Source organism: Leptospira biflexa serovar Patoc strain 'Patoc 1 (Paris)' (genome assembly GCF_000017685.1).
Taxonomy (GTDB): Bacteria; Spirochaetota; Leptospiria; order Leptospirales; family Leptospiraceae; genus Leptospira_A; species Leptospira_A biflexa.
On sequence record NC_010602.1, the window covers coordinates 2,863,566 to 2,875,789 of the forward strand.

10 protein-coding genes are annotated in these 12,224 nt (G+C 37.6%); 9 read left to right on the forward strand and 1 reads right to left on the reverse strand.

Annotated features, from left to right (window positions below; all coding sequences use genetic code 11):
• Window positions 1-215: 215 nt before the first annotated feature.
• The 7 genes from nirB to LEPBI_RS13630 all read left to right on the forward strand — a co-directional run bounded on the left by nirB (window position 216) and on the right by LEPBI_RS13630 (window position 9,835).
• On the forward strand, window positions 216-2,735 hold the full coding sequence (gene nirB / locus LEPBI_RS13600; protein WP_012389703.1) for a nitrite reductase large subunit NirB: 2,520 nt from the start codon (window positions 216-218) through the stop codon (window positions 2,733-2,735).
• 16 nt (window positions 2,736-2,751) lie between these two features.
• Entirely contained in the window at window positions 2,752-3,132 is a 381-nt protein-coding gene (gene nirD, locus LEPBI_RS13605) for a nitrite reductase small subunit NirD (protein WP_012389704.1), read from the forward strand.
• Entirely contained in the window at window positions 3,129-3,920 is a 792-nt protein-coding gene (cobA, locus tag LEPBI_RS13610) for a uroporphyrinogen-III C-methyltransferase (RefSeq protein ID WP_012389705.1), read from the forward strand. The genes nirD and cobA overlap by 4 nt, the downstream gene beginning before the upstream one ends.
• 9 nt (window positions 3,921-3,929) lie before the next feature.
• Complete coding sequence (moaCB, locus tag LEPBI_RS13615; RefSeq protein WP_012389706.1) at window positions 3,930-4,844, forward strand: bifunctional molybdenum cofactor biosynthesis protein MoaC/MoaB; 915 nt, start codon at window positions 3,930-3,932, stop codon at window positions 4,842-4,844.
• Window positions 4,841-6,031, forward strand: a complete 1,191-nt coding sequence (locus LEPBI_RS13620; protein WP_012389707.1) for a molybdopterin molybdotransferase MoeA — start codon at window positions 4,841-4,843, stop codon at window positions 6,029-6,031. Before moaCB ends, LEPBI_RS13620 begins: the two co-directional genes overlap by 4 nt.
• Before the next feature lie 198 nt (window positions 6,032-6,229).
• On the forward strand, window positions 6,230-7,585 hold the full coding sequence (locus tag LEPBI_RS13625; RefSeq protein ID WP_012389708.1) for a NarK family nitrate/nitrite MFS transporter: 1,356 nt from the start codon (window positions 6,230-6,232) through the stop codon (window positions 7,583-7,585).
• A gap of 93 nt (window positions 7,586-7,678) precedes the next feature.
• Window positions 7,679-9,835: a molybdopterin-dependent oxidoreductase gene (locus LEPBI_RS13630; RefSeq protein WP_012389709.1), complete on the forward strand. Its 2,157-nt coding sequence runs from the start codon at window positions 7,679-7,681 to the stop codon at window positions 9,833-9,835.
• A 7-nt stretch (window positions 9,836-9,842) separates the two neighbouring features.
• Here LEPBI_RS13630 and LEPBI_RS13635 read toward each other — a convergent pair whose 3' ends face one another.
• A complete protein-coding gene (locus LEPBI_RS13635) occupies window positions 9,843-10,907 on the reverse strand; it encodes a HesA/MoeB/ThiF family protein (protein WP_012389710.1) in 1,065 nt (354 codons plus the stop codon).
• A gap of 130 nt (window positions 10,908-11,037) precedes the next feature.
• On the opposite strand from LEPBI_RS13635, the gene LEPBI_RS13640 reads away from it, so the two are divergent.
• Entirely contained in the window at window positions 11,038-11,979 is a 942-nt protein-coding gene (locus LEPBI_RS13640; protein WP_012389711.1) for a GTP 3',8-cyclase MoaA, read from the forward strand.
• Window positions 11,980-12,222 carry a MoaD/ThiS family protein gene (locus tag LEPBI_RS13645; protein WP_012389712.1) on the forward strand — a complete coding sequence of 81 codons (243 nt, stop codon included), beginning with the start codon at window positions 11,980-11,982 and terminating at the stop codon, window positions 12,220-12,222. It begins immediately after the preceding gene.
• Window positions 12,223-12,224 lie beyond the last annotated feature (2 nt).

Consider the following 12,224-nt stretch of genomic DNA (forward strand, 5'->3'; position numbering starts at 1 on the left):
TTGGAACCGGGAAGTTGTTTTTTTTTCTAAATTCCCAACCAAAAAAGATACCTGAATTGAAAAAACGGACATTTTGAACAAATTCCTTACGGATCATGCCTAATTTAGACCCTTTTTTAAACTAGATGCCTTTCTTAGGTACACTTCGTGCATAAATATAGAGAAAGGAACCGTTGTTGGTACCTTTAGTTTGAATTCCTGGGTTAGGTAAAGACATGATCAAGCGGAAGTTAGTTGTTATTGGGAATGGAATGGTGGGTCACAGGTTCTGCGAAAAATTAGTAGAATACGGTGGAACAGACAAATTTGAAATCACTGTCCTTGGGGAAGAACCAAGACGCGCATATGACCGCGTACATCTCTCTGAATACTTTGCCAATCGATCTGCGGAATCCTTGTATCTCTCTTCACCTGATTGGTATCGAACGAATGGAATTAAATTATTATTATCTGAGCCTGCAGTGACATTAGATACTGTTAGACGAAAATTAGTCACAAGTTTAGGAACTGAATTAGAATTTGACGAATTAATTTTTGCAACAGGATCCTCTCCCTTCATCCCACCATTAGAAGGATTAGACAAAGAAGGTGTATTTGTTTACCGTACGATAGAAGATCTTGAAGAAACTTTAGAATATAGTAAAAAAATAAAAAAGGCAGCTGTCCTCGGAGGAGGATTACTTGGTTTGGAAGCGGCAAAGGCTCTTGTGGATTTAGGAAAAGAAACCCACGTGATTGAATTTGCGCCGAGGCTTATGCCACGCCAATTGGATGATGGTGGAGCTGCGATTCTAAAATCAAAAATTGAAGAAATTGGAGTTGAGATCCATTTAAACAAACAAACTGAAAAAGTTTTAGGAGAGCAAAAAATTGAAGGATTTGCTTTCAAAGATGGCGGAACCTTAGACTTCGATTTGTTAATTGTATCTGCAGGGATTCGTCCAAGAGATGAATTGGCAAAAGAGGCTGGAATCGCTGTAGGCGATCGTGGTGGTATCATAGTTGATGATGGTATGGGTACGAATGTGTATGGAATTTATGCCATTGGGGAAGTTGCACTCCATAGAAACTTTATCTACGGTTTAGTAGCACCAGGTTACGAAATGGCTGAAACCTTAGCCTTTAATCTTTGTAGTCCAGGCAACAAACCAAAAGTATATTCAGGATCCGATTTATCAACCAAACTGAAGTTAATTGGAGTTGAGGTTGCTTCATTTGGAGATGCACTTGGACAAAACGAACATATTCCGATTGTTTTCAAAAACCCAAGAAGTGGAGTGTATAAGAAACTTGTCATTTCACCTGATGGAAAGTATTTGCTTGGTGGAATTCTTGTGGGTGATGCAAAAGCATACGGGAACTTATTATCTTTTTATCTCAATAAAATGGAATTACCGGAAGAACCAGAAACATTGATTGTTGGATCTGTTTCTTCGGAAAATCTTTTTGGAGCTGATACTTTGCCGGATGAAGCAAAAATTTGTTCCTGCAATAATGTATCAAAAGGAGACATCCTAACAGCAATCCGAGAAAAAGAATGTTACGATATCACAAGCCTCAAAAATTGTTCGAAGGCTGGAAGTGGATGCGGTGGTTGTTTGCCCCAAGTCAATTCGATTCTCAAAGCGGAATTAAAAACGCAAGGGAAAGTAGTCACCGAACACCTTTGCGAACATTTTAAATTTTCAAGAAAAGAACTTTACCAAGTCATTAAAGTAAAATCTCTCAAATCCTTTCCTGATGTATTAAAAGAAGTGGGAAAAGGAAATGGATGCGAAATTTGTAAACCAGCTGTAGCTTCCATCATTGCGAGTATTTGGAATGAACCAATTCTAAAACATAGAGAAATCCAAGATACAAACGATAAGTATTTAGCCAACATCCAAAGAGGAGGGACTTATTCTGTCGTTCCAAGGATCCCTGGTGGTGAAATCACTCCTGACAAACTTATCGTCATTGGAGATGTCGCCAAAAAATACAATTTGTATTGTAAAATCACTGGTGGCCAACGCATCGATTTGTTAGGTGCAAGAATTGACCAACTACCATCAATTTGGAAAGATTTGATAGATCATGGTTTTGAAAGTGGACATGCGTATGGAAAATCAATGCGAACTGTCAAAAGTTGTGTTGGTTCCACCTGGTGTCGATTTGGCGTTCAAGATAGTACTTCATTTGCGATTAAACTTGAAGAGCGATACAAAGGAATTCGTGCCCCTCATAAACTCAAATGTGGAGTCTCTGGCTGTATCCGTGAATGTGCAGAAGCACGCGGAAAAGATTTTGGTATCATCGCAACTGAAAGAGGTTGGAACTTATACATCGGTGGGAACGGTGGAGTCAATCCAAAACATGCTATCTTATTTGCAGAAGATTTAGATGAAGATACATGTATCAAGTATATTGATCGTTATATGATGTTTTATATTAGAACAGCTGACAAACTCATGAGAACTTCTACTTGGTTAGAACAACTGGAAGGTGGCATTGAGTATTTGAAAGATGTTGTGATCAATGATCGACTTGGAATCAACTCTCAGTTAGATGAAGAGATGAAACATTTGGTCAATACTTATCATTGTGAATGGAAAGATGTAGTAGAAGACCCTGAAAAACAAAAGAAATTCAAACACTTTGTGAATAGTAACGAAACAGATCCTAACATTCAATTTACGGAAGAACGTGGTCAAATTCGACCTGTGGATTGGGTTGAAAAAGACTTGGTGAATACTTAAAAGAGGTAAAAATCATATGCAAACAAATCAAAATACAAAAGAAAAAGTATTCATCGGTCCAGTTTCTGAATTTGAAAGAGAAGGTGGGGTGAGTGCCAAAATAGGAAACAAACAAATTGCTATTTTCTATTTTGAATCTAGAAATGAGTGGTATGCCTGTGACAATGCATGCCCTCACACGGGAGATATGGTTTTATCCAGAGGATTACTTGGTGATTCCAATGGAGAGCCAAAGGTAGTTTGTCCTCTTCACAAACGTAATTTTTCGCTGCAATCAGGTGAGTGCCTCAATGATGAAAACCTGAAAGTGAGTTTGTATCAGGTACTTGTGGAGAATGGTTCTGTTTATTTAGAAATAGAGTCATCTCTTCTGCAACAACTGGGTTACACATCGTGAACTCTACTGCATCGGGAAAAAATCGAGGGAAGGTTTATTTGGTGGGTGCCGGACCTGGAGATCCAGAATTACTCACGATGAAAGCACTGAAAATCCTGAGAAAAGCAGACATCGTATTTTATGATGACTTAGTTTCCCCCCGAATTTTAGGAGTCTGCCGTAAAAGAATTCAAATGGTGTACGTTGGAAAACGATCAGGTATCCATAGCTGCCTGCAAGATGAAATCAATCATAAACTCATACAAGCAACACACGAATTTAATACGATCGTAAGGCTTAAAGGTGGAGACCCATCCATATTTGGAAGAGTCGGTGAAGAATATGCATCCCTACTCCAAGATGGGATCCAATGTGAAATTGTAGCCGGGATCACAACGGCCTTGGGAGTTGCGTCTTCTCTTGGTTTTCCACTCACCCACAGAGACTATGCCAGAGAAATTTTATTTTTATCAGGCCATAAAAAAGACGGTCTGAATTCTGATTCCTTTCAAAACCTAAACTGCATTGGAAAAACGATTATCATCTATATGGGACTCAATTCTCTTGGAATGATTGTTTCTGAACTCTTAAATTCAGGAAATCATAAAGAAACGAGAATCGCTGTGATCCAAAATGCAACTTTAGATTCAGAACGTGTTTTTACTGGAAATCTGGAGACAATGGAATCCATCGTGGCAGAAAACAATGTTAAGTCACCTGCCATCATCGTGGTTGGGGAAATTGTGCGTTTTTATGAAGAGATGAAATTTTTGAAAAATAGCTGTGCTTCCATTCTATCTCCTATATAAGGGATAGGAATGAACGATATCACGGGAAAAAGAACCACGCTCCGTTACGCGGAAGCGGAAGGCTTTGTATACTGCCAAAAAGAAACCATTCAAAGGATCAAAACAAATACACTCCCGAAAGGGGATTTGTTTGAAGTTGCAAAAGCATCAGCGCTGTTAGGTGCAAAAAAAACGTCAGACCTAATTCCACACTGTCATCCTGTGCCTATCGATTCCTTCTCCATTCAATTTGAAATCATCGATGAAAAAAATGCCGTCCGTATACTCACTCAAGCAAAATCCATTGGGAAAACAGGCATTGAAATGGAAGCATTGACTGGCGTCACAGTTGCCGCACTTGTGATTTATGATCTTTTAAAACCGATTGATAAGTCCTTAGAAATTTCATCTATCCGCCTCTTGGAAAAAAAAGGAGGCAAAACGGACAAACACATTGCAAAATTTGCAGATGGCGCAAAAGCCAAAATTTTGGTTTGTTCCGATTCCTGTTTTGCTGGAAAAAAGCAAGACGGTTCTGGTAAAATCATCGCCGAACTTCTCTCAAACGAGGGTGTGGAAGTTTTAGAAATTAAAATTGTACCAGATGAACCAAAAGAGATAGAACAAACCATTTCCAATTGGGCAAACGAAAAAATTGATCTGATCATCACTACAGGTGGGACAGGACTTGGTCCAAGAGATAACACTACTGATACCATCAAACCCATGTTAGAGAAAGAAATTCCGGGCATTGCAGAAGTGATGAGGTCTTTTGGCCAAGATCGAACCCCATTTGCTATGTTATCTAGATCGATTGCGGGAAGCATCGGAAAGTCCATCATCATCGCAGTACCTGGAAGTAGCAATGGTTCCAAAGAAAGTATGACGGCAATACTACCTGCTGTCTTCCATGCAAAAAAAATGATGAGAGGCGAAGGGCATTGATTTCCTATACCGAAGCCTTAAACTTGGTATTGAAGGAAACAAAATCTTATGGAACTGAATTCATTCCACTCAGCCAATCCATGGGTAGAGTTTTATCAGAAAATATTTTAGCAGATCGTGACTACCCACCATTCCATAGGTCCGCGATGGACGGATTTGCCATTTCCCATAAAGATTATGTGAAAGATCTCTCGTATTTTTACCAAAGAGAACTTCATGCAGGATCAACATTCACAAAACTGCCTGGTGAAACGGTGATTCGAATCATGACAGGAGCGCCAGTCCCAGATGGCTTCGATGCAGTGATCAAAATTGAAGATGCCATCCCTTCTGAGAAAAACGGAATTAAATCTGTATCCTTTCCTATGGATGGAATCTCTCTGTGGCAAAATATCGCCAAACAAGGAGAAGATGCAAAACAAAATGATTCTCTTCTTCCTATAGGAACAAAACTTGATATCTCTGAAGTTTCGCTTCTCGCAAGTTTAGGTAAATTTTCTGTCCCGGTTTTTTCTTTGCCAAAAGTAGGAATCATTTCGACAGGAAATGAAGTGGTTCCGGTCGACTCCTCTCCTCTCCCCCACCAAATCCGTGATTCTAATTCCTATACGATTGCCTCTTCATTATTCAAATTTGGTATCATACCAAATTTTATGATCCACGTACCTGATGATGAAGTTAAAATGAAAAGTATCATAAAACAAGGATTAGATTGTGATATTTTGATTTTGTCAGGTGGTGTTTCCATGGGTGAAAAGGATTTGGTCCCTGATTTGCTAAACAAATTGGGTGTGACCAAAATCTTTCACAAAATCGCAATCAAACCTGGAAAACCAGTATGGTTTGGTAAAAATGAAACAACACTGGTCTTTGGATTGCCTGGAAATCCTTTTAGCACTCAAACATGTTTCCGAATTCTGATAGATCCATTGCTCAACTCTTCTTTTTCACAAAAAATCGAGCAACCATTGAAGTTCCCGTCACTCCATTCAAAAAAGAAAAAACATAAGCTAACAGAATTTTATCCAGTTCGATTTGTTACGAAAGAGAAAACATATTTGGAACCCATTGAATGGAATGGAAGTGGTGATGTGAAGGCAGCTAGATTTTCCAATGGGCTTGCCATCTTTCCAAGTGAAAAAAACCAACTGGAACCGGAAATGATGATCCAATTCTTAGCTTGGTAAATTATTTTTCAACAAATTGTACGATTCATACACATTTTATTCGTATTTTATGCGATTCTAATCTATTAAAAAATATCATCTGATTTTCTGCGGAAAAAATCGAAAAAACGCTGTGTTTTCGCTCTTTTTAGCAGATTCTCTTTTGGGACATTTGGTACGCTTTTTGCACTATGATTCTACATAAGGAGAATCATTCCCGTGACGATTACACCTCATGCGAAAGCAACCAAGATCGATTTATTTAATTTCAAAACTCCCCAAATGAGGACATTCCACCTCACTTGGATTGCATTTTTTTTGTGTTTTTTTGGATGGTTTGGAATCGCACCACTCATGGTTTATGTAAGAGAGGAACTCTCTCTCACAAAGGCACAAATCGGAAACATCATCATTGCATCCGTTGCCATAACAATTTTTATGCGACTACTGATTGGATGGTTGTGTGATAAAATAGGACCAAGAATTGCCTATACCTTTCTTTTAATTTTAGGTTCCATTCCTGTTATGAGTATTGGACTAGCCGATAGTTACCTTTCCTTTTTATTATTACGGCTTGCGATCGGTGCCATCGGTGCATCGTTTGTCATCACTCAATACCATACTTCTGTTATGTTTGCACCAAACATCATTGGTACAGCAAATGCAACCACAGCTGGTTGGGGAAATTTAGGTGGTGGTGTGACACAGATGGTGATGCCTCTGATCTTCGGATTCTTCGTTGCATTTGGATTTACAACAGGTGTTTCATGGAGACTTGCCATGGTAGTTCCAGGGATTGCCTTATTTTTGATGGGGATACTGTATTACTTTGGAACGCAAGATACACCTGGTGGGAATTTTAAAGATATCAAAGAAACTTATCCAACTTTCCAAGGTGGCAAAAAAAATTCACTCGCTAACTTCCTTTTGGTGATCAAAGACTCTAGAGTTTGGTTATTATTTTTAGCGTATGGTGCTTGTTTCGGTATTGAATTAACAATTAATAATATAGCTGCCTTGTATTATGTGGATCAGTTCAAATTAACACCCGCTACAGCAGGATTAATTGCAGGACTATTTGGTTTGATGAATTTGTTTGCACGGACTCTCGGTGGAGTTTTCGGTGATAAATTTGGAATCAAATGGGGATTACGAGGTCGTGTGATTTGGTTATCTGCAGCTCTTGCTGGCGAAGGGATTTGTTTGGTATTGTTTTCACAAATGACATCACTTGTTCTTGCAATCTCATCTATGATTGTATTTAGTTTGTTTGTTCAGATGTCTGAAGGTGCCACATTCTCTGTTGTTCCATTTGTGAATAAAAAAGCAATTGGTGCGGTATCAGGAATTGTTGGTGCTGGCGGAAACGTAGGAGCAGTCTCTGCTGGATTTTTATTCCGTGGCGAGATGACATATCAAAATGCCCTCCTAGTCATCGGTGTGGCCGTAACAATCTCTGCATTCTTCGCATTGTTAGTTCGTTTTACAATGGAAGAGGAAAAAGAAGTTGGGGAAGAAATGAACAAAATCATTCCACAAGGTGAGAAAAAATCGGAATTAGTTACCGCTTCCTAATCACAGAAACGAATACAATTTTCATTTGAGAGGCAATTTTACACTTGTCTCTCAAAAATTTCTTTTCTAAACTTCTTGTTTTAGGAGAGAGATATGGACCAAACACATTTTCGATCATGCAATTTATGTGAGGCCATGTGCGGATTACAAATCGAAGTCAAAAATGATACCATCGTAGGCTTCAAAGGTGATTCTCTGGATTCATTCAGCAGAGGTCATATTTGTCCAAAAGGTCCTGAATTAAAAAGTTTATATGAAGATCCAGACAGACTAAAATACCCAATCAAAAAAACAAAAAATGGATGGGAGAAAGTGACCTGGGTGAATGCCCTTTCCGATATCGCTAATCAAATTGTAACAATACAATCAAAATACGGCAACGATGCAGTCGCCATTTATAATGGGAATCCAACGGTTCACAATTACGGATCAATGTTATTTGGTCAAAGATTTGTCAGTCGCATAAAATCTAAAAACAATTTTTCAGCTACGTCGGTAGACCAACTTCCACACCAACTCCTCTCCTATTTGATGTTTGGTCATCAATTACTTGTTCCAATTCCAGACATAGATCGAACGCAATACTTTCTAATTTTGGGTGGGAACCCATTTGCTTCTAACGGAAGTCTGATGACAGTACCCGATGTCAAAAAAAGATTAAAAGCCATCCAAGATAGAGGTGGTAAATATGTAGTGATTGACCCAAGGAAAACTGAAACCGCAGAACATGCAGACGAACACCTATTCATCAAACCAGGAACCGATGTTTTTCTTTTACTTTCACTATTAAACATCATTTTTGAAAACAAACTAAACAAACCAAATTCGCTTTTAAAAGAAAATGACATCCAGTCGATTCAAATTCTTGTGAAAGAATTTTCACCAGAGGATGTATCGAAAATCACAGGTATATCTAAAGAATCAATAGAACGAATTGCATTTGAATTTGCAAACGCATCCTCTGCCGTCTGTTATGGGAGAGTTGGAGTTTCCACACAGGAATTTGGAGCTCTGTGTCAATGGCTCATCAACGTGATCAATATTGTCACAGGAAATTTGGACAAAGAAGGCGGAGCTATGTTCACATTACCAGCTGTTGATTTGGTTGGTGAAGGTTCAGTCATGAGGTCTTCATCCGGCAGTTTTAATACTTTCCAATCACGGGTAAGAAAACTACCCGAATTCAATGACGAATTGCCTGTTTCTGCCCTCGCAGAAGAGATTTTGACAGAAGGGGAAGGACAAATCCGAGTTTTGGTGACTTCAGCAGGGAATCCTGTTTTATCTACACCTAACGGATCTAAACTGGAAAAAGCATTAACTCAATTAGATCTTATGGTTAGTTTTGATTTTTATTTGAATGAAACCACAAAACATGCACATTATATTCTACCACCAACATCTACATTAGAACATGATCATTATGATTTAATATTCAATGTATTTGCTGTAAGAAATACAGCGCGCTACAACCAACCCTTGTTTCCACCTGAAGAAGGAATGTTACATGATTGGGAGATTTTTTCCGATTTAACAAAACGGATTGAACTACGACGGTCAGGAAAAGAATTACCTACCGAGTTAATCAAAACGAAACTAACGCCTGCGAGTATCATAGACCATGCATTAAAATCAGGACCATATGGTGCCAAAAATAATTCAGATATCCAAATGAGTTTGGAACTTCTTAAAAACAGCTCGCATGGAATCGATTTAGGTCCACTAAAAAAATCTTTTCCTGAAAGGCTTTATACGAATGATAAAAAAATTCATTTATATCCAGATATTTTAGAATCTGATATTCCAAGATTAAAAACAAAATTCAAAGAACAAATCAATGTTAGTCAGTCAATGTTTCCTTATTTGTTGATAGGAAGAAGGCATTTAAGAAATAATAATTCATGGATGCATAATTTACCCAAATTGATGACGGGGAAACCGAGATGTACTATGATGGTGCATCCAGATGATGCAATACAATTGGGAATCACAAATAATGAAGAAGTCATTGTAGAATCAAAAGTAGGACAGTTGAAAATACCTGTTGAAATCACGGATGAATTAATGAAAGGTGTTGTCAGCATTCCGCATGGTTTTGGACACAACCGCAGTGGTACAAGTCAAACGATAGCAACACAATTCTCAGGAGTTAGTATCAATGACCTGACTGATGATCAAATCATTGATGAATTTTCTGGAAATGCTGCGTTCAGCGGCATTCAGGTAAAAATCATAAAGATTCCTTCATAAGAATTGTTTACTCATTTTTGAATCGAGACAAAACCCTTCGACCACCAATCAATGAAAATTTGTTTTGAAAATTTGTGAGATAGGAAGTTGCCTTCAGTGAGCGCACTCCTGTCTCACAAACACAAACAATCGTTTGGTCAGAGATTCCTGGTGGAGACTTTCCCTTTTCCAATTCAGATAAAGGAAACCAAACTGCATCTGGGATGGGGGAATGGATCACCTCTTCTTCTTCCCTGACGTCTAGTAAAATGACAGATGTTTTTGACTTAAGTTCCAAGTATCCAACTTGATCGATTTCTAAACAATTCCCTTCACTTTTTTTAAGATATCTTTGTTCGCTACAAGATGGACACTGAAGATCTTGTTCTACCTTTGATTGGTAAAATGAAATGGGATTCCATTCGATAAAATAAACTGTATTCAGTTCAAATTGGTGAGGATTCAGTAAATATTGTAACACCAATGAGGCTTGGTAATTTCCTGCTAATGAAGTTTGAATTCCCAATACTCCCCCTTCATTACAACTGAACGTATCCCCTTCACTTAAATTGGGAAACAAACAACGATAACATGGTTTGCCATCGCCTGAAAAGATGGCAAACTGTGCACTGGTTCTGAATACAGAAGCAGTCACGAGCGGAATCTTTTTTTCTAAACAAAAGTCGTTTATAGCATATTTGGAGATAATTGTATCCGTACAGTCCAACACAATATCCCAGGTTTCAAATATTTGAGTATTGGAATTTGAATTTAAAAATTCAGAAAATGTTTCGATTTGAATCCATGGTATGTGTTCCTTTAGAACTTCCGATACAACTTCTGTTTTTTTTCGACCTATGTCCTTCCAAGTAAACAATGTTTGTCGATGTAAATTTGATACTTCGACCACGTCGAAATCGACGAGCCCAATTCTGGATACCCCGGCTAGTGCAAGTTGCAAAGCGGAAGGACATCCCAAGCCACCCAATCCAATGATAAGAACTGAGGCATCATTCCATTTTTTTTGCCCTTCCTGACCAATTTCAGGGACCAAACATTGTCTTTGGAAAAAAATCTCTTTTTCTGACTTCATGAATCTAATCGCACTTTGTTAGAGAAATCAACTTTGGAAATGGATATTCATTAATTTTTATTTTAGTCATAAAGAAAAAATTCAATTTTGGTTTCCAACTCATAAATCTTGTATAAAGTCGTTTTTAACGATGTCCTTGGATACTAGAAAATTTGAAGTTTTAAGAATTAGTATTCTATCCCTATGTAATTTTGCCTGTGTTTATTGCGCTCCAAAGGAAAAGGACAATCTCTCTTCATCAAATGCTTACAAACAATTTTTAAGCCCTTCCCTATTAGATCAAAATTTAAAACAACTCATTCCACATATCCAAATCAAAGAAGTTCATCTAACTGGAGGTGAGCCAACCCTCCATCAAAACTTAATCCAATTGATTGAAATAGTAAAACAACATTCCATTGATGAGATTGCGATCACTTCCAATGGAAATTTTGAATCAGGACTTGTTACAAAAATGAAAGAAGCTGGACTCACAAGAATGAATTTTTCATTGGACAGCATGTCACAATCAGGATTTCAAAAATTAAGTGATCGGAATAAACCTGTGTCACAAATTTTAGAACAAATTTCTGAAGCAAAATCGATTGGGCTTGAAGTTAAAATTAATTCTACAATTTTACGAGGATTCAACGAATCAGAAATTTTAGATTTATTGGAGTGGTCTGGTAAACGATCAATTCCCATACGTTTTTTAGAATTTATGAAAATGGGGCCACTGCATAAAGAACACCCAATGTATTTTTATTCCGCAGAGGAGATTCGAAATCAAATCAGCAAAAAATATAAATTTCTAAAACATCCAACAGCTTCTGATTCAACTGCCGAGTATTACATTACGGATGAAGGATATATCTTTGGTTTGATCGCCAATCATACAGAACCTTTTTGTGAAGGATGTAATCGCTTACGAATGGATAGTAAAGGTCGAATCTATGGATGTCTAAGCGACGAAACTTCTTTTGAAATTCCCAATTCTTACGAAGATGTCCAATCCACATTACATCAAGCAATGTTAACAAAAAAAAAGAAATTCACTGGTTCTGAATTATCAATGAAATTTATCGGAGGTTAAATGAAGGTTGAAATATTATGTTTTGCTGCTTTAAAAGATTTTTTTCCAATCAAACAAACGATTGAAATTGAATTCAACTTTAACGTTTCACAACTAAAAGAATTCTTAGGCAAACAAAATCCGAATGCAGTTAAAATTTTGAATGTAAGTCGAGTTTCTATCAATCAAAGAATTGTCAAAGAAGCAGAAATCATTCCAGAAAATGCAATCATTGCAATTTTACCTCCCTCAAGTGGAGGATAAAG

Excerpts from the sequence above, each read along its gene's own strand:
- nirB (WP_012389703.1), top strand. The coding sequence starts at position 216 with ATGATCAAGCGGAAGTTAGTTGTTATTGGGAATGGAATGGTGGGTCAC.
- nirD (WP_012389704.1), top strand. The coding sequence starts at position 2,752 with ATGCAAACAAATCAAAATACAAAAGAAAAAGTATTCATCGGTCCAGTT.
- moaCB (WP_012389706.1), top strand. The coding sequence starts at position 3,930 with ATGAACGATATCACGGGAAAAAGAACCACGCTCCGTTACGCGGAAGCG.
- LEPBI_RS13630 (WP_012389709.1), top strand. The coding sequence starts at position 7,679 with ATGGACCAAACACATTTTCGATCATGCAATTTATGTGAGGCCATGTGC.
- LEPBI_RS13635 (WP_012389710.1), bottom strand. The coding sequence starts at position 10,907 with ATGAAGTCAGAAAAAGAGATTTTTTTCCAAAGACAATGTTTGGTCCCT.
- LEPBI_RS13640 (WP_012389711.1), top strand. The coding sequence starts at position 11,038 with ATGTCCTTGGATACTAGAAAATTTGAAGTTTTAAGAATTAGTATTCTA.
- LEPBI_RS13645 (WP_012389712.1), top strand. The coding sequence starts at position 11,980 with ATGAAGGTTGAAATATTATGTTTTGCTGCTTTAAAAGATTTTTTTCCA.